Source organism: Vreelandella halophila (genome assembly GCF_009856365.1).
Taxonomy (GTDB): domain Bacteria; phylum Pseudomonadota; class Gammaproteobacteria; order Pseudomonadales; family Oleiphilaceae; genus Halospina; species Halospina utahensis_B.
Map to the genome: position 1 here is coordinate 21,228 of NZ_WMEX01000002.1, position 16,282 is coordinate 37,509.

Here is a 16,282-nt window from a genome sequence, read left to right on the forward strand (position 1 = left end):
AGAGTCCTTATGCCAGGCTCCGCCGTAACAAAATCCACTGCCGGATGTCTTCGATGTATAACTCGTAATAAAAGCCCACCATTGCTTTTTACACCAACGATAAAGCACCCGGAGATTCCGCATGATGAACCGACGGACCATTATCGCACCTTTCATGGGCTTGCTTATCGTCACCGCCCATGGCGCGCTGGCCGCGCAGACCGCTCTTTCAGTTATGGGGAGTTGATCACAACCTATCAGTTCTGATGTCGCCAACAACAAGCACATGACGCAATCACGCAGGCCAAGAGACATCAAACGGGCGATCGGCTGGCCGGGAGCGAGCCTTTGCGGAGTAACATTGGAACTCTTCCTGTGTCGGTATCACTGGAGTCATACCAGAGGGAGGTCTCTCATGATCCTCCGAAATACGCTTTACATCTTTTTGTTCCTCATCATTGGGGCCGTCAGTACGGTGAGCATCGCGGGAACAGACCGGGAGGTGGTCATGTTCTCCATTGACTACTGCCCAAGCTGCGAAGCGGCGAAGCGCTTTTTCAGCGAACACGGCATCGTCTACAGCGAGTACAACCTGAATGAATCCGCCAAGGCCAGGACCACATTTGAGCGTCTTGGCGGGCGGGGCACGCCACTGCTTTTTCTTGAGGGCAAGACCATGAACGGTTTTCACCCGCAGCGCTTCCGGCAGTTCTGGCGAAAGGCCACGGGCGAAGACCTTGAAACGAAATGAACCACACCGGAAGGTGGGATATGACTATTCCGGCCTGGGTTATGCAACTGACAGCTGTGGTACTGCTCGGCGGCACTGTGGCCTCACCGCCTGCTGGCGCCCGGACCCTCAACGGCTTCGACCTGTCCGATGCCAGCGTCCCCGCCGACGACGTATTCCGTGGCGGACCGCCCCGGGATGGCATACCGGCGCTCACCAACCCCCATTATGTAAAGGCCGCTGAGGCCACTTTTCTCGAAAGCGGAGACCGGATCCTGGGGGCCAGGCGATCGACTATACTTGTCCCGGCAGGTCCAGCAAGTCGTCACGGGTACAGGCCGAAACAAAGGTGATTATGACAGAGTCCACCCAATTGCCGCCGATTCTTCGCGATAAGCATTGGCACGAGCCCTCCGCTTTCACGCCGGAAAGCCTCCTGCGGGAAGCGCGCCGCCAGAAACAGGCATCGACCTCACCAGTGCCGGAGGTATGCATTCTCGATCCGGACGGCGACATTGTGCGTAGCAAACGCGCCGAAGGGCTGACACGGCGCCACACGGACTGGGTCTGTTATCACACCGAACTCGACGTGATCTCGCTGGGGGACCGGGAAGTGGGCATCGTGGGATGTGCCGTAGGGTCCGCTTTCGCGGTGCTGGTGGCGGAGGAACTCTTCGCCTGTGGCTGCCGGCTTCTACTGAGCCTCACCTCGGCAGGCCAGCTTACGCCGGTCCAGAAACCACCCTATTTCATCCTGATCGACCGTGCGCTTCGGGATGAGGGAACGAGTTATCATTACTGCCCGCCATCGGATTACAGTCATGCACCGGCCGGCCTTGTAGCTGCGTTCGAACAGGGCTCGGGCGAACTCCCGGCCCCAGTGATAACAGGCGCAAGCTGGACCACGGATGCCCCCTTCCGTGAAACCGAAACTGCGATTGAAAAACACCGGGAGGAAGGTCTGCTGGCTGTGGAGATGGAGGCAGCGGCGCTGTATGCCTTTGCTGAGGCGCGCGGGTGTTCGGTCCTTTGCTTCGCGCATGTGACCAACCAGATGGGCCAGGAAGGTGATTTTGAGAAAGGGGACGGAAACGGCGTGAACGATGCACTAGAGCTTATCGAACGGGCCGCCCAGCGGCTTCTTCCCCTTTAACCGCAGCCGCCCGGAAGCTCGCCTTCCAGGCGGCCATCATGCATCCAGGCTGGGGGGATTCAGCTTTTCAGACGCCGACGGTGATACCGCCCCAGCCACTGGATGACTTTCTGTGGCGCGTGGGCCTTCTTCCATTCACCCGCCGCAAACTTCACGCTCTCATTCCAGGTCGGATAGGGGTGGATGGTGCCCAGGATCTTGTTCAGGCCAATCCCGTGTTTCATCGCCAGGATGAACTCGGTCAGCAGTTCACCCCCGTGTTCACCGGCCACGGTTGCGCCTAGGATCCTGTCCTTGCCGCGCCGCGTGATGACCTTGATGAAGCCGTGGTCCTCGCTCTCGGCGATGGCCCGGTCCAGGTCGTCCAGACCGTAGGTGGTGACCTCGTAGTCAATGCCCTGCTCACGGGCCTCGGTTTCATTGAGACCAACCCGACCGACTTCCGGCGAGGTGAAGGTCACCCAGGGGGTGACCGAGTAATCCACGCTGAAGCGCTTGAACTGGCCGAACAGGGCGTTCACCGCCGCGTGCCAGGCCTGGTGCGCGGCCATGTGGGTGAACTGGTAGGGCCCGGCCACGTCGCCACAGGCGAAGATGTTGGGGAAGACCACGCTCAGGTCATCGTTGGTGGGCAAGGTGCCCTGGGGCCCTGGCTCAATACCCAGGCTCTCCAGACCCAGTCCTTCGGTATTACCTTTACGGCCCACGGCCACCAGAACCCGGTCGAAGGGGATGCGCACGGTGTCACCCGCATGCTCGCAGTAGACAACCCGCTCACCATCCTCAACCGCAAACCGGCTCGCCCTGTGGTCCAGACGAACATCCACGCCTTCATCACGGAAACGCTTCAGCACCAGTTCCGATACATCGGCATCTTCCCGCGGCAGAAGTCGATCGCCCATTTCAATCTGGATGACCTGGGTGCCCAGACGCGAGAAGGCCTGACTCAATTCTGACCCGATGGGGCCGCCTCCGAGCACCACAAGCCGCCCGGGCTGATCCTCCAGTTCCCAGAGATTCTCAGAGGTCAGCGGCGCTACGTCCTCGATACCGGGAATCGGCGGCACGAACGGCTTGCCGCCGGTGGCAATGACCACGGATTTCGCCGTGATCCGGCGCTTGGCGCCATCCTCGTCCACCTCCACTTCCCAGGGGCTGACGAATCGCGCCGAGCCCTGGACGCAGTCCACGCCCAGACTGGTAAAGCGCTCCACCGAATCATGGGGCTCAATGGTCTTGATGACGTTATGGATGCGCTTCATCACATTGGCGAAGGGTATGTTCGGCTCCGCGGCCGTCAGCCCGTAGCGGTCCGCCTCACGCATGTTCTGGGCAACCTTGGCAGAGCGGATCAGCGCCTTGGAGGGCACGCAGCCGGTATTCAGGCAATCACCCCCCATCTTGCCGCGCTCGATGAGTGCCACCCTGGCGTTGACGGTGGCGCCGATGTAGGCGGAGACCAGGCCGGCGCTGCCGCCACCGATCACGACCATGTTGTAGTCAAAGCGCTCGGGCTTGTCATAATGCGCATAGAGCCGCTTCTTCTGGATGCGGCCCACCACGAACTTGGCGATGAGTGGGAAAACCCCCAGCAGCACAAAGGACAGCAGCAGCTCCGGCGAAACGATGTCTCCCATGCGCTCGATCTGCGCGAGCTGGGTGCCGGCATTCACGAAAACCGCGGTGCCCGGCAGCATGGCGAGCTGGCTGACCCAGTAGAAGGTCCAGGTCTTCATACCGGTCAGACCCAACACAATGTTGATCACGAAGAATGGAAAGACCGGAATCAGACGCAGGGTGGCGAGGTAGAAGGCGCCGTCGCGCTGGATGCCATCGTCAATCTTCTTCAGGTAGCTCGCATACCGCTCCCTGAGCGTGTCCCGGAACAGGAACCGTGCCACCAGAAAGGCCAGCGTGGCCCCGACCGTGGAGGCGAAGGAGATCACCAGCAGCCCCCAGCCGAAGCCGAAAAGGGCGCCGCCGGCGAGCGTCATGACAGCGGCGCCCGGGAGGGACAGTGCCGTGACAGCCACATAGACAACGAACAGCAGTGCCAGGCTGAGCAACAGGTTGGCTTCAATCAACTCGCTAAGTTGCTCCTGTTGCGCCTTGAGGACCGACAGTTCAAGGAAACGGCCCAGGTCAAAAAGGAAGAAGGCCCCCACCAGCAACGCGATGACGCCTAAAACAATCTTTTTACTGTTGCTCATTCCGGAATCCTTATGGTTATGAATGGCTCGCTTCCGTTGAGACGTCACCCGACGGCTTACGTTACAGCGGCCGCTTCGGTTTGGACACCCAGGCTGCTTTTTGCCACGAATGCCAGCAAAGACTGACAGTCATTCGGCGTTGCCGATCCAGGGCATAGCACGGTGGTCAAAACCAGCCTGGACTGATGGTTTGACGATGTCGAAGTAAGGGGAGGCGTCAAAATCACGCGGCACGAACAGTGAATGACGACGGATTCGGTAGTACTCGCGCAGACACCCCTTGCAGTTTGGGTCGTCATCCTGGCCTTCAGTGCCGGTAGGTAATATTGGATAACGGATGTACTGGAACGCTTGGGCGATGAAAGTGGAGCAGATCGGCTTCGATCAACACATGCAGCTCACCATCACGGGATACCGGTAGCCCTGCGTCCGGCCCGAGATAAAGGGTCGCGTTACACCTCGCGGCCGGAACTGCTCCGGAGCAACGCCACCATGTCTTCGGCAAGCTGTTCAACTGACTCCGCATCCACTTCACGGTGGGCGAAGGTTCTCAGTGCCATGATCTGTGCTTGCCAGAGCCGTGCCAGACGCGCGCAGTCGCTCCCCCGGGGCAGCTCACCCTGGTCCAGAGCATGTTCAAGCAGGGCGGTCAGATCGCTTTCGATCCGATCAAAAAGCTGGTTAACGGTATGGCTTAACCCCGGCGTATCCGTTGTCACCTCGAGCAGCGTCTTCACCATCATGCAGGCGGAAACCGGTGCAGACCGCGCCCCCGTGCGGCCTGTCGCTTCCGCTGCAAGGCGACGGAGGTAGGCGGACAAGCCATCCAGAACCCGTTCATGAGCCTCCAACACTTCCTCCATACCCTGAACGAGCTGCTGGTAATAGGTCATCAGTGCCGCCTCGAACAACTGCTCCTTGCTCCCAAAGGCGGCATAGATGCTGCCTGGGCGCATATCCAACGTGGCTTCGAGATCCTTGAGCGAGCAGGCGTGATACCCCTTTTCCCAGAACAGATGGGCGGCCCGCTCCAGCGATATGGCGTAATCGTGTCGCGCAGTGCGTGGCATAACGGAAGGCTTCTTGAGTGTTCACTCAATTATAACTTGAGTGATTACTCAAAACCAGTTATCGTTCTCCTGTTCTTGAGTGATTACTCAAGATTACACACAGTCATTACAATGCAGGAGGTCCCATGACCGCATTCCAGCTTCACGACACCCAGAGCGCACCCTCGGATGCCAAACCCATTCTCGAAGGCTCGCAGAAATCCATGGGCATGATCCCGAACCTGCATGCAGTACTCGCCGAGGCGCCGCAGACGCTCAAGGCCTACGGTACGCTGCACGAGCTGTTCACCAACACCAGCCTCAATAACGATGAGATCACCGTGGTCTGGCAGACTATCAACGTTGAGCACGAGTGCACCTATTGCGTGCCGGCCCATACCGCCATTGCCAAGCAGATGGGCGTGTCGGATGACATCTCCCAGGCACTGCGTGATGAAACGCCTCTTCCGGATGAAAAACTGGAAGCACTGAGGACATTCACAAAGCAGGTCATCGCCAAACGCGGTAATGTCGAAAAGACGGATCTGGACGCGTTCTTCAAGGCCGGCTATGGCCAGCAGCAGGTGCTGGAAGTCATCCTCGGGCTCGCGCAGAAGACCATCAGTAACTACGTCAATCACATCGCGGAAACCCCGCTGGATGAGCCGTTCCAGACGTTGGCCTGGAAGCGTTCGTAAACAGCACTTAAGGAGGGCCCCGAATGGCACCCGTACTGGCGTTCGACGTATACGGTACCCTGGTTGATCCATCCGGGATGGTGGACCACCTGCGTCACTACACCGGTGATGATGCAGACGCCATCTCTGCGCTCTGGCGCCAGAAGCAAGTGGAGTACGCCTTCCGTCGGGGCCTGATGCGACAGTACGCGGATTTCGGGACCTGCACCCGACAGGCCCTGGAATTCGCGTTCCGCTCAAAAGGGCATACGCTGGACACTTGGACCGGCGATGCCCTGCTGCAGGCCTACCAGAGTCTGCCGGCGTTCAGCGACGCGGTCCGCGCCCTGGCAGCTTTGAAACCGCACTACCGCCTGTTCGCCTTTTCCAATGGAACGCCCGACGCAGTGGAGCGGGTGCTCCGGAACGCGGGGGTTCGCGATCACCTTGAGGGCGTCGTCAGTGTGCACGAGCTGGGCACGTTCAAGCCTGACCCGGCCGTGTACAGTCACGCACGCGAGGCCACCGCTGCCGGCTCTGACCCGCTCTGGCTGGTCTCCGGTAACCCCTGGGATGTCATCGGCGCGCGTTCGGCCGGCCTCGGTGCAGCCTGGGTCCAGCGCGATCCGGCTACCGTTTTCGATCCCTGGGATATTGAGCCAAGCCTGACGGTGCAGAACCTGGAAGAGCTTGCCGAAAAACTGCCAAGAGACGCCAACCACACGTAACCGGATCGGGCCCAGCATCTGGTTTTGCTCATGCACCGGCGGGCCGTTATGATCCACAATCATGGTAAGCCGCAATGAGCGAAGACATGGAGCAGGCAGCGACGGAAGAACAGCAGTTGGTTGGCCGTCTTCGCCAGCGCGACGCCAGTGCCTACCACGAGGCCGTCCAGCGCTTTTCCGGTTCCATGCTGGCAACGGCGCGCAGCATGCTCGATCCGGCCACGGCGGAGGATGTCGTGCAGGAAACCTGGGTGGCGGTGATTGATGCCATTGATGGCTTCGAGGGGCGCTCGGCGCTCAAGACCTGGCTCTGTACCATCACGGCGAACCGCGCACGCAACAGGCTGCGAAAGAGTAACCGGGAAACACTGACGGATTTCCAGTCCCCGCTCGATCCATCGCTGGAGCGGCGATTCAATGAGGGTGGCAGCTGGGCCCAACCCACCCGGCCCTGGGGGTCGGAATCCGCCGATGAGCTGCTGTCCAACGAAGCCCTCAAGGAATGCCTCGATAAGCACTTCGAAGCCCTGCCCGAAACCCAGCGTTCAGTACTGATGATGCGTGAGATCCAGCAGATGGAGGCAGACGATGTCTGCCGGATACTGGGGCTCAGCTCCGCCAACCTCAGGGTCAGCCTGCATCGGGCGCGGCAGAAACTCTTTACCATGATTGAAGGCTTCCGGGAGACGGGGGAATGCTGAAGTGCCACGAAATATCCGCACTGGCGAGTGACTGGCTGGACGGGGAGCTCACTACCGGCCAGAAGATGAAGGTGCGCCTCCACCTGATGATGTGCCGGCATTGCCGAAACCTGGTGGATGGCCTCGCAACAACCCAACGCATTCTGGTTCAGCGGGTCGAGTCCGAGGCCGCGATCCCCGACCAGTTTCTCCAGCGCACTACCAGCGCCCTGGACGCTCGCCTTTCGGAAGGTGCATCACAGGGACCACCCAATGGCAATATTGCCGTTTCCGACGCGGCCGGCAATGACCCGACTTTCCACCCACTTCAGGAAACGTCCGACGACGAAGTCCTGGCCATTTTCGATGAAATCCGCCAGAAAGAGGGCTACGTGCCCAACCTTTTCAGGGCCTATGCCCATAACCCGGATCTCCTCGAACAGGCCTGGAGCCGGGTGAAGTCGCTGATGTATAACGGCCAGCTGTCGCCGCGGCTGAAAAATGCGATCGCTACCATCGTTTCCCAGGATAATGGCTGTGACTACTGCGTAGCCCACCACAAACGAATGCTGAAGACTCTCGGTGTCGAACCAGGCGACCTATCAACCTTCATGGCGACATCGGAGCCTGTTTTCCTGGGGCCGATGGACGCCGCCCTACTGCAATTCGCCCGTGAGGCGAACCGCAACCCCCATGGCATGCCGCCGGACCTTATCGCCAATGCCCGGGCGGCTGGTGCCAGTGATTACGCCATCATGGAAGCAATCGGCGTGATGGAGCTCTACAGCTCCTTCAACCGCATGCTCGACTCCCTGAACGTGCCGCTGGAACCGGAGATGGCCAGCGAACTCTGAGCCCCGATGCCCCTGTAACAAAACTGCCTCCAGCGTGTCTCCTGCCCATCGGACCAGAGTGGTGGGTGCGAGCATCCACCATGCGGCCTGAAATGGAGGTCAAGTGCCAAAAGGCGGGGACAACCTATGTTGAAATGTCGCGACATCACGCTGGTCGCCAGCGACTACGTCGACGGTCGACTCCGCTGGCGCAAGCGGCTGGCCGTGGTTGCGCACCTGGTCATATGCCCCCATTGCCGACGCTTCATGGCCAACTTCCGCGCCGTTGTTACCGTTATACGCGGTCATTGTCCACCGCAACCTGACACCCGGCAGATTGAAACGTTTAAGCGGACGGTGGACGAGGCACTCGAGAAACCTGACGCTCAGGACCTGAATGATGATTGAACGGTAAACGTCATCCTAGGACCAATAAAGCGCAGGTTACCGGAACTCGGGGAAGTTCCCGGGACGGTTCAACGACCAGTCATAGTCGATGTATTCGATGGAATCCGTCTGCTCAACCTTCTCCACGATCGCCTCATCCGCCCACTGGCTGATAAAGCCACGGACTGAACCGCCCTCATCGACAAAATCCTGCTCGTACCACTTGAACAGCTCCGTAAGGTGAAGGGTGTCGCCTTCCACCCGGAGATGGCGGTCGGTATTGAACGCCAGACGGGTGTTTTCGGTCATCAGCTCATCGATGTTGTCGCTGGTGTAGATACTTTCCCGCAGTGGCGGGCAGCCGACCGAGGCGCAATTCACGGTGAAATGAACGCGTGCCTCTTTCCACCCTTTTTCCTCGAACTCCGCCCCCAACAGGATGCCCTTCTCGATCTCGTTCAGGCTGTAATCCGTTCCGTCAATCTCAAACATCTGACGCTCAAACACATTATCCGTGAAGGGATTGTAGCGGCCGCCGTAATCCCATACGGAGCTGACCAGCTCGCCCTCACCACGTTCGGTCAGGATCTGCTGGATCATGAAGAAGTTATAGGCGTTGTTCCAGAACGCCAGCGCCTGCTCCCGGGTATCCAGGGTCGACACATCAAACGCCGCCAATTGCTCTGACTGGTCATCCAGCAGCCCCTCCGTCTGGTCATCGGCCAGTGCCGCTTCGTAGTCGAACGCGGAAACGAGCCCCCCATTGGCGGTGCGCTTCTCCTGCAGATAGCTGTTCAGCAGTGTCTGATAGTCGTTGAAGACGTGCTTTACCGCGGGTGCGTCATTGGCGGAAACGCTGGCGGCCGCTGTCGCAACCAACAGCATGGCGCCGATACGCACGGCGGGTGATTGGTGTTTCATATGGAGCTCCTTGGATCAGACAACGTGTTGGAATCGACAATCCCTCGCTCCCTTTCGGACCATGCAGTGTCCCCTTCGTTACAGCCTGAGGCCCAGCAACCTATCTCTGGGGCCCTCATGGGGCGGGCATAGTAGAAGCCCTGAAGAAGGTGGCAGCCCTCACGGGCCAGCCACTGGCCCTGGCCGAAATGCTCCACACCCTCGGCCACGATTCCCAACCCAAGTCGCTGACCCAGACTTATAATGGCAGCGCACAGCGCCGCGTCCTGCTGATCCTCGGGCAGATCCCGCACGAAAGCGCGATCGATCTTGAGCCGGTTTATCGGCAACTGTTTGAGATAGGCAAGGGAGGAGTACCCCGTACCAAAATCATCCACCGCAATGGCCACGCCAAGCTCACTGATACTAAGAAAGACCTGGCGAGCCTCCCAAGGCTGCCTGCTCCATGGAAGCCAGAAGATCCCGTTCGTAGTTGAACAGGGATGGAACCAGGATGAGCGCCTCAATAACAACGATCCCGGCAAATACGGCGACTGTCACCATCCAGCAGAGTCTGCAGGCAACCAGGGTGCGAGCCGGTAGTTTGTTCGCCATTGCCCTCGTAACTCCCATATTCAGCGGGTTTCCTGCAACAGGGACAAATCGCCAGCCATCTTGTTACCCGGCCCCCGAAATAGTTGCGACGCGAGGTGTAACGCCGGCCCCGGACCGTTGTCCCACTATTGATGGCCTTCCAACGGAGGTACCGGAAGGGCCCGACAAACCGAGACACCACGGAAGACGGAGACCCACCATGACTCAGACATCCGCATTACCCAATCCAGGCGCCCGCAGGCGATTGAACCGCTATGCCCGCGCAGCCGCCCTGCCAATCGCCATTATGAGTGCCTCCTTCAGTGCCGGCGCGCTCGCCGCGTGCTCGCCCTGCAAGGGCCGTTGCAACCCGTGCGCAGCCAAGAGCGCCTGCCGCGCGAACCCATGCGCCGGCACCAACCCCTGTGCTGCTAAAAACCCGTGCGCCGCCAAGAACCCCTGCGCCATGAAGAAGTGCAACCCCTGCAATCCATGCGCAGCCAATCCCTGCGGAACGAAGAACCCATGCGCTACAGGGAATCCGTGTGCCGCGAAGAAAAAGGTCAAGCGCCCCGAGGATTACGCCAGATACGACGGTAACCCCTGTAAGCTGATGGAAAGGGGCCGGAAACTGTTCAACGACACCAGCCTGAGCGGTAATGGGCTGTCCTGTGCCACCTGCCACTCCAATGGCGCGGGTTACAACGCCACCTTCGCCACATCCTACCCACACCAGGTCGCCATGGGCGTCAACCAGTTCGGCATGGACCAGGTGCACCTGGATGAGATGATCCAGATCTGCATGGTTCAGCCCATGCAGGCAGAACCACTGGAGTGGGGCGGAGCGGACCTGGCGGCTCTTGAGACCTTCATGGAGAGGGAGCAGGCGAAGTACCAGAAGGCCAATCCCTGTGCAGCGAAGAACCCATGTGCCACGAAGAAGAAGTGCAATCCCTGCAATCCATGCGCGGCCAACCCCTGCGCCTCGGTAAACCCGGCGGCGAAGCGCCGGCCCGCCGAAGTGGCTGCGCACTGAGTGGCGGCCCGGCCATTGGCCGGGCCGGATTCAGACCGACAAAGGCTAGCCGCTATGATTGAGCTGACAACACCACGAGCCGCCGAACTGGACGACCTGACGCTGAAGGAACTGATGGAGGCCGGCGCGGAACTCGACACCTGCACCCGGGCGCTGACCAAGGGGGGCATCAACGTGGTTGGTGAACTCCTTCGCGGCCAGGGCACCTTCTACGAGATGGACCATTACCCAGAAGGCGATGTGTACGACGCGGACCATCACGCCCAGTATTATTACCACGCCCACCGGGACGATGCCGACGAGCATGGGCACTTCCACACCTTCCTGCGCGGTTCAGCACTTCCGGATAACATGATCCCGGCAACGGGGTTCCAGGAAACACAACCCTGGCCGCGGGGCGAGGATGTCGTGGCCCACCTGGTCGCGATCTCCATGGACGTCTGGGGGAAGCCAATCGGCCTTTTTGCCACCAATCGGTGGGTGACGGACGAGACCTGGTTTTCCGCTGAGGATGTCATCCGACAGATAGAACGCTTCCAGGTGGACCATGCCTGGCCCTCCTGGGCCGTCAATCTATGGCTTTCGGCCTTGATCCGGCTTTACAGGCCACATATCGAACAACTTCTGCGCCATCGCGATGCCGTAATAGCACGCCGCCACCTTGAGACGCCGGACACCGATGTCCTGGAGGACCGGTCGCTGGAAATCACCGGGCAGCTTGCCATCACCCCGGACCAATGGCAGGAGGCACTCGCCCGGGAATGGCGGAACCGCCATCTATCGACAGCGGATACTCCATCGCGTCAGCAATCCCACGTATCACACTGACACTCAAAAAAGGAGCGATTTATGACTGAATCCACAGCCGGCCGCCTGCCCATCGCACTGCTCGCCCTGCGTCTGGGTGTCTTCATCGTGATGGTCATGTGGACCCTCGATAAGCTTGTGCAACCCGAGCACACGGCCGGCGTGTTCGCGAATTTCTATGGTCTGTCCGGTCTCGGGCCCAGCATTTTCATGCTACTCGGTGTAGCCCAGCTGGTTCTGGTTCTGGCATTTGTGGCCGGTGCCTTCCGGCGGCTGACCTATGGGCTTATCTTCCTCCTGCACACGGTCTCCACGCTTTCCTCCTGGGCCCAGTACCTCGATGCGTTCAACAACCTGCTGTTCTTCGCCGCCTGGCCCATGCTGGCAGCCTGCTTTGCGCTGTACCTGCTGAGGGACCAGGACACTCTGTTCAGCATCGATGCAGCACGTAGCGCCAAACGGTAGGGACCAGGCCCAAATGAACATCGGCAAGTCGGGGTTACAGCGGCTGCCCCGTCAGTGTCGGCGAGCCCTGGTGCTCGCCGTCACCGACGGTACCCCGTGGCGCGCGCTTAAGCTCGCCGCGGTGGTCGGCACGCTGTTGGTCGCCATCAACCAGTGGGAAGCGTTGCTCGGCCAAGCCCAACTCTCCCTCCCCAAGGTATTTCTAACCTTCCTGGTTCCCTACCTGGTATCCACCTACACATCCGTTTCGAAGGATCTCCAGCGGACAGAGGAGACACCCGTTCACAAAAGCCAGTCGCACGGCTGAAAGTAAGGCACTATCCTGCCCCCGAAACAGTCACCTAAAGGATGGATGTGCCTTTGTTGAGCGTAAACCGCATTCTGCCTGTCATCATTGCGTGGACGATGCTCGTGATCGCTCCTGCATGGGGTGAGGAAGGACGGCGTACGGTTCTGAAGGGCGCCTATATCGAATTCCCGCCTCTAACGTACACCGACGGGCAGGGAAAGCCAGCAGGCCCCTACATGGAGGCAACCAACCGCCTCGCGCGCGAAGCCGGTTACAGGATCGAATGGCGAAGCCTTCCCATTGACCGGATCTACCTCTATCTGCGCGAAGGGAAGCTGGACCTATGGCTGGGGTCGCAGGGTGTGCCCGCGCTCTCGAAGTGGACACTGGAGCCGGACTTCTCGTTCCGCGATATACGCCTGCACGCCTATCACCTTGAGGAGACCGGGCCAGTATCCGATGTTACGGACCTGAAGGGCAGCCACCTGATCCAGATCCGGGGGTACACCTACATGAACCAGCTTGACCCCGCGACGGAAGCCGAAGCAACGCAGGTCGACCAGGCCTCAACACACCGGGCAGCCCTGCGTATGCTGAAGGCGGAACGCGGAGACTACCTGCTGGATTTTGAGGCGCCGGTCACCCAGACGCTGGAGAAACTCTCGTTTCCGGAGATTACACACAGCCCCATCACCTCCTGGGGCACGACACTGGTCTTCTCACGGAAGACTGAGGACGCCCGGCGCATCATCCGGGATTTCGAAGGCGCCTGGACCGAGGAGACCCATTCCCTCAGGCATTGAGGACGGACTCGAACACCTCTTCGTGCAGAATGCGATCCTCCTCACTGAACAGCACCCAGCGCAGACGGCGGACGGACTGCAGGCTCCCCGAGCGGGCCAGAATCGTGCGCGACGCCACCTCCGCGGCCTGTTCCATGGGAAAGCCGAAAGCCCCCGTGGAAATCGCCGGGAAAGCAACGGACTCCAGCCCGGCATCCTCAGCCAGCTCAAGTGCCCGCTGATAGCAGCTGGCAAGCAGGGTTGAAGCGGGGTCGTCCACCCCGTGAACCGGACCCAGGCAATGGATGATGTACCGGTTGGGCAGGTTCGGGGCAGACGTCATCACAGCCTCGCCCGTATTGATGGGCGCCAGGGGACGGGTCTCCTCATCCAGCTCCGAGCCTGCTGCCCGATGGATGGCTCCTGCAACACCGCCGCCCATACGCAGTTCCGCGTTGGCCGCGTTCACGATCGCATCCATATCCGACTGATCGGTGATGTCGCCCTGAACCACCTCCACCTCAATACCGTTCGCCTGGAATCCCATCGGGTCTAACCTCTTTCAATCCACTGTCGTTTCATTATTGGAGCGCTCCGCAGGGTGCGTAAAGAGCCACCGGCCGCTAGCGGGAGAAGAGGTTCAGAACGAGGGTCAGTATCACGCTGACAAGGATCATCGAGGTCAAGGGGACGAACACGCGTGTCTGGCCGCTCTCGTAGCGGATGTCACCGGGCAGCCGGCCAAACCAGTTGAGCAGCCAGGGCATGGTGTGAAGCACCACCCCGATCACCACCAGAATGAGGCCGGCCAGTATGAACCAGCGCGCCATGGCGAACCTCCGGAGGATTCACTGAAAGAAAGCGCCTTCTGGGTTATCCTGCGGCTTTTCCCGACAGCGTTCAATGCCCATGGAACCGCAACACGCCTTCAGTGACCAGGAGCGCAGGGCGCTCTATCGATGCATCGCCGAGCGCCGCGATATGCGCCATTTCCTGCCGGATCCGGTCCCGGAAGAGGTGCTGATGCGGGTTCTCCAGGCCGCCCATAGGGCGCCCAGCGTCGGACTTATGCAGCCCTGGCACTTCATCCGCGTAACAGAACCGCAGTTGCGCGAGCGCATCTATGAAATGGTGAACACCGAGCGGGAGCATACAGCGGAGGCCCTGGGTGAGCGGGGCAACGAGTTCATGAAACTGAAGGTGGAGGGCATCCGCGACTGCGGGGAACTGCTGGTGGTGACCCTGCGGGATGGCCGCGAAAGGCACATCTTCGGTCGCCGCACGCTGCCGGAGATGGATCTGGCGTCCGCCTCCTGCGCCATCCAGAACCTGTGGCTGGCCGCCCGCGCGGAAGGCCTGGGCATGGGCTGGGTATCATTGTTCGATCCCCGGGCGCTGGCCGAACTCCTGTCCATTCCGGAGGAAGGTCACCCCATGGCCATCCTCTGCCTCGGGCATGTCGAGGCGTTCTACGAACGTCCGATGCTGGAGATCGAAGGTTGGACCGAAGGGCTCTCCCTGGAGCACTTTCTCTCCGAAAACCAATACCGCGCTGCCGAGGAGGACTCATGAGCAAGGACATACTGCGCACCCCGGAATCCCGCTTCGAGCGCCTGCTCGATTACCCGTTCGAACCCCATTACCGGGATGTGGACGGACTGCGGATGCACTACCTCGACGAGGGCCCGGCGGATGCGGACCCGGTGCTCATGCTCCACGGCGAACCGAGCTGGTCCTACCTGTACCGGCACATGATCCCGGTCTGCGCCGCTGCCGGCCACCGGGTCATCGCCCCGGACCTGATCGGCTTCGGCAAATCCGACAAGCCTGCCCGCATCGAGGACTACAGCTACCAGTCCCACATGGATTGGCTGGGTAACCTGATCGAACAGCTGGATCTCAAGCGAATCACCCTGGTCTGCCAGGACTGGGGCTCGCTCCTTGGCCTGCGTTACGCGGCCGAGAACCCGGAACGCTTCCGCGCCATCGTGGTGGGTAACGGCATGCTGCCAACCGGTGACCAGGCGATGCCCAGGGCGTTCCAGCTCTGGAAGACCTTCGCGCTCTATTCGCCGGTGTTCCCGCCCGCGCGCATCGTGGATGTGGGCAGCTTCCGACGGCTCAGCCGCGACGAACGCCGGGCCTACGAGGCGCCGTTCCCCTCGCGCCACTACAAGGCGGGGGCCCGCGCGTTCCCGGCCCTGGTACCGGCATCGCCCAACGATCCGGCAACGGAAGCCAACCGCCGGGCCTGGGAGGTTCTCAGCCAGTGGGACAAACCCTTCCTTACCACCTTCAGCAATGGTGACCCTATTACCAAAGGTGGCGACCGCTACATGCAGGAGCGTGTTCCGGGCGCCCAGGGGCAGCCCCACGTCACCCTAAAGGGCGGGCACTTCCTGCAGGAGGACTCGCCCGTTCCGTTCGCGCGCGCCATCAACGAGCTGCTCGCGCGCATGAACGGCTAACCCTGGGTCAGGGCCACGAACTCACCCGTGAGGTGGCCCGCCGGCTCACCGGCGAACGTCAGGATTGATTCCACACGGATGCGGGCCCGGCCCCGGCGTTCCAGGGTCTTACGGAAACGCTCCCAGCGCTCCGGGTCCGCCAGCCGCGCCTCGGCAGTGAAGGCACCGTGGATGGGCCTTTCATAGTCCATGGCGTTGCGCTGGATCACCAGCTGCGCTTCCAGGCCCGCGTCGCGCACCCGCAGGTGCAGCAGTGACCAGGCGGACAGGATGGCCACGGCCGAGGCGCTGCCCCCGAAGACCGTGGCGCGGTGGTTGATATTCGGCTCCAGGGGCGCTTCAACCCTAACCGACTCCGGCGAGGCGGCGTTTACGGACACGCCCATGGCTTCGGAAATGGGGATATGCTTGTGCAGGTACTGCTGCAATTCGGATGGGGACATGGGTCACTCCAGCATGCCAGTCATAGCGTCAACCTGAACCGCAAGGATACCGCTCCACGCCGGTCACAGGAA

General features: G+C 60.7%; 22 protein-coding genes. 14 read left to right on the forward strand and 8 right to left on the reverse strand.

Annotation, left to right across the window (positions count from 1 at the left end; genetic code table 11):
* The first annotated feature begins 394 nt into the window (after positions 1-394).
* Both GLW01_RS03380 and GLW01_RS03385 read left to right on the forward strand, forming a co-directional pair.
* The gene (locus GLW01_RS03380) at positions 395-730 is read left to right on the forward strand and encodes a glutaredoxin family protein (RefSeq protein ID WP_160898141.1); all 336 of its coding nucleotides are present in this window, start codon (positions 395-397) and stop codon (positions 728-730) included.
* 334 nt (positions 731-1,064) lie between these two features.
* Complete coding sequence (locus GLW01_RS03385) at positions 1,065-1,862, forward strand: nucleoside phosphorylase (RefSeq protein WP_160898142.1); 798 nt, start codon at positions 1,065-1,067, stop codon at positions 1,860-1,862.
* A gap of 59 nt (positions 1,863-1,921) precedes the next feature.
* On the opposite strand, the gene GLW01_RS03390 is transcribed toward GLW01_RS03385, so the two are convergent.
* The gene (locus GLW01_RS03390) at positions 1,922-4,072 is read right to left on the reverse strand and encodes an FAD-dependent oxidoreductase (protein WP_160898143.1); all 2,151 of its coding nucleotides are present in this window, start codon (positions 4,070-4,072) and stop codon (positions 1,922-1,924) included.
* Positions 4,073-4,524: 452 nt separating this feature from the next.
* The gene (locus GLW01_RS03395) at positions 4,525-5,142 is read right to left on the reverse strand and encodes a TetR/AcrR family transcriptional regulator (RefSeq protein WP_160898144.1); all 618 of its coding nucleotides are present in this window, start codon (positions 5,140-5,142) and stop codon (positions 4,525-4,527) included.
* A 125-nt stretch (positions 5,143-5,267) separates the two neighbouring features.
* Between GLW01_RS03395 and GLW01_RS03400 the strand changes: the two genes are divergently transcribed.
* The 5 genes from GLW01_RS03400 (at position 5,268) to GLW01_RS03420 (ending at position 8,447) form a co-directional block, all read left to right on the forward strand.
* On the forward strand, positions 5,268-5,819 hold the full coding sequence (locus tag GLW01_RS03400) for a carboxymuconolactone decarboxylase family protein (protein WP_151440234.1): 552 nt from the start codon (positions 5,268-5,270) through the stop codon (positions 5,817-5,819).
* A 23-nt stretch (positions 5,820-5,842) separates the two neighbouring features.
* Entirely contained in the window at positions 5,843-6,526 is a 684-nt protein-coding gene (locus GLW01_RS03405; RefSeq protein WP_160898145.1) for a haloacid dehalogenase type II, read from the forward strand.
* Between the two features lie 74 nt (positions 6,527-6,600).
* Positions 6,601-7,227: an RNA polymerase sigma factor gene (locus GLW01_RS03410; RefSeq protein WP_225741708.1), complete on the forward strand. Its 627-nt coding sequence runs from the start codon at positions 6,601-6,603 to the stop codon at positions 7,225-7,227.
* Positions 7,221-8,060, forward strand: coding sequence for a peroxidase-related enzyme (locus GLW01_RS03415; RefSeq protein WP_160898432.1), 840 nt, complete (start codon positions 7,221-7,223; stop codon positions 8,058-8,060). The genes GLW01_RS03410 and GLW01_RS03415 overlap by 7 nt, the downstream gene beginning before the upstream one ends.
* A 126-nt stretch (positions 8,061-8,186) precedes the next feature.
* On the forward strand, positions 8,187-8,447 hold the full coding sequence (locus GLW01_RS03420) for a zf-HC2 domain-containing protein (protein WP_160898146.1): 261 nt from the start codon (positions 8,187-8,189) through the stop codon (positions 8,445-8,447).
* A gap of 36 nt (positions 8,448-8,483) precedes the next feature.
* Here the strand turns inward: GLW01_RS03420 and GLW01_RS03425 are convergent, their stop codons facing one another.
* Genes GLW01_RS03425 through GLW01_RS15830 form a run of 3 tightly spaced genes read right to left on the reverse strand, consistent with a single transcriptional unit; the run spans position 8,484 to position 9,941 of the window.
* Positions 8,484-9,347 (reverse strand): DUF547 domain-containing protein, encoded by an 864-nt coding sequence (locus tag GLW01_RS03425; protein WP_202405550.1) that lies wholly within the window; start codon positions 9,345-9,347, stop codon positions 8,484-8,486.
* Positions 9,344-9,736 carry an EAL domain-containing protein gene (locus GLW01_RS15825; protein WP_202405551.1) on the reverse strand — a complete coding sequence of 131 codons (393 nt, stop codon included), beginning with the start codon at positions 9,734-9,736 and terminating at the stop codon, positions 9,344-9,346. Before GLW01_RS15825 ends, GLW01_RS03425 begins: the two co-directional genes overlap by 4 nt.
* A 16-nt stretch (positions 9,737-9,752) precedes the next feature.
* Positions 9,753-9,941: a hypothetical protein gene (locus GLW01_RS15830; RefSeq protein WP_202405552.1), complete on the reverse strand. Its 189-nt coding sequence runs from the start codon at positions 9,939-9,941 to the stop codon at positions 9,753-9,755.
* A gap of 592 nt (positions 9,942-10,533) precedes the next feature.
* Here GLW01_RS15830 and GLW01_RS15475 point away from each other — a divergent pair.
* The 5 genes from GLW01_RS15475 to GLW01_RS03455 all read left to right on the forward strand — a co-directional run bounded on the left by GLW01_RS15475 (position 10,534) and on the right by GLW01_RS03455 (position 13,320).
* Positions 10,534-10,956 (forward strand): cytochrome c peroxidase, encoded by a 423-nt coding sequence (locus GLW01_RS15475; RefSeq protein WP_202405553.1) that lies wholly within the window; start codon positions 10,534-10,536, stop codon positions 10,954-10,956.
* Positions 10,957-11,010: 54 nt separating this feature from the next.
* Complete coding sequence (locus GLW01_RS03440) at positions 11,011-11,784, forward strand: DUF6969 family protein (protein WP_160898148.1); 774 nt, start codon at positions 11,011-11,013, stop codon at positions 11,782-11,784.
* 21 nt (positions 11,785-11,805) lie between these two features.
* Entirely contained in the window at positions 11,806-12,228 is a 423-nt protein-coding gene (locus GLW01_RS03445) for a hypothetical protein (RefSeq protein WP_160898149.1), read from the forward strand.
* A 13-nt stretch (positions 12,229-12,241) separates the two neighbouring features.
* A complete protein-coding gene (gene nrtS, locus GLW01_RS03450; RefSeq protein ID WP_160898150.1) occupies positions 12,242-12,535 on the forward strand; it encodes a nitrate/nitrite transporter NrtS in 294 nt (97 codons plus the stop codon).
* A 98-nt stretch (positions 12,536-12,633) separates the two neighbouring features.
* Positions 12,634-13,320: a substrate-binding periplasmic protein gene (locus GLW01_RS03455; protein ID WP_340162433.1), complete on the forward strand. Its 687-nt coding sequence runs from the start codon at positions 12,634-12,636 to the stop codon at positions 13,318-13,320.
* On the opposite strand, the gene GLW01_RS03460 is transcribed toward GLW01_RS03455, so the two are convergent.
* Together GLW01_RS03460 and GLW01_RS03465 are read right to left on the reverse strand one after the other, a co-directional pair.
* A complete protein-coding gene (locus GLW01_RS03460; protein WP_151440225.1) occupies positions 13,310-13,846 on the reverse strand; it encodes a macro domain-containing protein in 537 nt (178 codons plus the stop codon). The genes GLW01_RS03455 and GLW01_RS03460 overlap by 11 nt on opposite strands.
* A 76-nt stretch (positions 13,847-13,922) precedes the next feature.
* Entirely contained in the window at positions 13,923-14,129 is a 207-nt protein-coding gene (locus tag GLW01_RS03465) for a DUF2905 domain-containing protein (RefSeq protein WP_151440224.1), read from the reverse strand.
* A 79-nt stretch (positions 14,130-14,208) separates the two neighbouring features.
* Here GLW01_RS03465 and bluB point away from each other — a divergent pair, with 79 nt between their 5' ends.
* Positions 14,209-14,871: a 5,6-dimethylbenzimidazole synthase gene (gene bluB, locus GLW01_RS03470; RefSeq protein ID WP_160898152.1), complete on the forward strand. Its 663-nt coding sequence runs from the start codon at positions 14,209-14,211 to the stop codon at positions 14,869-14,871.
* Positions 14,868-15,767 (forward strand): haloalkane dehalogenase, encoded by a 900-nt coding sequence (locus tag GLW01_RS03475; RefSeq protein ID WP_151440222.1) that lies wholly within the window; start codon positions 14,868-14,870, stop codon positions 15,765-15,767. The genes bluB and GLW01_RS03475 overlap by 4 nt, the downstream gene beginning before the upstream one ends.
* Here GLW01_RS03475 and GLW01_RS03480 read toward each other — a convergent pair.
* Positions 15,764-16,210 (reverse strand): thioesterase domain-containing protein, encoded by a 447-nt coding sequence (locus GLW01_RS03480; protein WP_095616062.1) that lies wholly within the window; start codon positions 16,208-16,210, stop codon positions 15,764-15,766. The genes GLW01_RS03475 and GLW01_RS03480 overlap by 4 nt on opposite strands.
* Between the last annotated feature and the right edge of the window lie 72 nt (positions 16,211-16,282).

What these genes read in the sequence shown, in the direction of transcription:
- GLW01_RS03380 (WP_160898141.1), top strand. Translation starts at nt 395, where the DNA reads ATGATCCTCCGAAATACGCTTTACATCTTTTTGTTCCTCATCATTGGG.
- GLW01_RS03385 (WP_160898142.1), top strand. Translation starts at nt 1,065, where the DNA reads ATGACAGAGTCCACCCAATTGCCGCCGATTCTTCGCGATAAGCATTGG.
- GLW01_RS03390 (WP_160898143.1), bottom strand. Translation starts at nt 4,072, where the DNA reads ATGAGCAACAGTAAAAAGATTGTTTTAGGCGTCATCGCGTTGCTGGTG.
- GLW01_RS03395 (WP_160898144.1), bottom strand. Translation starts at nt 5,142, where the DNA reads ATGCCACGCACTGCGCGACACGATTACGCCATATCGCTGGAGCGGGCC.
- GLW01_RS03400 (WP_151440234.1), top strand. Translation starts at nt 5,268, where the DNA reads ATGACCGCATTCCAGCTTCACGACACCCAGAGCGCACCCTCGGATGCC.
- GLW01_RS03405 (WP_160898145.1), top strand. Translation starts at nt 5,843, where the DNA reads ATGGCACCCGTACTGGCGTTCGACGTATACGGTACCCTGGTTGATCCA.
- GLW01_RS03410 (WP_225741708.1), top strand. Translation starts at nt 6,601, where the DNA reads ATGAGCGAAGACATGGAGCAGGCAGCGACGGAAGAACAGCAGTTGGTT.
- GLW01_RS03415 (WP_160898432.1), top strand. Translation starts at nt 7,221, where the DNA reads ATGCTGAAGTGCCACGAAATATCCGCACTGGCGAGTGACTGGCTGGAC.
- GLW01_RS03420 (WP_160898146.1), top strand. Translation starts at nt 8,187, where the DNA reads ATGTTGAAATGTCGCGACATCACGCTGGTCGCCAGCGACTACGTCGAC.
- GLW01_RS03425 (WP_202405550.1), bottom strand. Translation starts at nt 9,347, where the DNA reads ATGAAACACCAATCACCCGCCGTGCGTATCGGCGCCATGCTGTTGGTT.
- GLW01_RS15830 (WP_202405552.1), bottom strand. Translation starts at nt 9,941, where the DNA reads ATGGCGAACAAACTACCGGCTCGCACCCTGGTTGCCTGCAGACTCTGC.
- GLW01_RS15475 (WP_202405553.1), top strand. Translation starts at nt 10,534, where the DNA reads ATGGAAAGGGGCCGGAAACTGTTCAACGACACCAGCCTGAGCGGTAAT.
- GLW01_RS03440 (WP_160898148.1), top strand. Translation starts at nt 11,011, where the DNA reads ATGATTGAGCTGACAACACCACGAGCCGCCGAACTGGACGACCTGACG.
- GLW01_RS03445 (WP_160898149.1), top strand. Translation starts at nt 11,806, where the DNA reads ATGACTGAATCCACAGCCGGCCGCCTGCCCATCGCACTGCTCGCCCTG.
- nrtS (WP_160898150.1), top strand. Translation starts at nt 12,242, where the DNA reads ATGAACATCGGCAAGTCGGGGTTACAGCGGCTGCCCCGTCAGTGTCGG.
- GLW01_RS03455 (WP_340162433.1), top strand. Translation starts at nt 12,634, where the DNA reads ATGCTCGTGATCGCTCCTGCATGGGGTGAGGAAGGACGGCGTACGGTT.
- GLW01_RS03460 (WP_151440225.1), bottom strand. Translation starts at nt 13,846, where the DNA reads ATGGGATTCCAGGCGAACGGTATTGAGGTGGAGGTGGTTCAGGGCGAC.
- GLW01_RS03465 (WP_151440224.1), bottom strand. Translation starts at nt 14,129, where the DNA reads ATGGCGCGCTGGTTCATACTGGCCGGCCTCATTCTGGTGGTGATCGGG.
- bluB (WP_160898152.1), top strand. Translation starts at nt 14,209, where the DNA reads ATGGAACCGCAACACGCCTTCAGTGACCAGGAGCGCAGGGCGCTCTAT.
- GLW01_RS03475 (WP_151440222.1), top strand. Translation starts at nt 14,868, where the DNA reads ATGAGCAAGGACATACTGCGCACCCCGGAATCCCGCTTCGAGCGCCTG.
- GLW01_RS03480 (WP_095616062.1), bottom strand. Translation starts at nt 16,210, where the DNA reads ATGTCCCCATCCGAATTGCAGCAGTACCTGCACAAGCATATCCCCATT.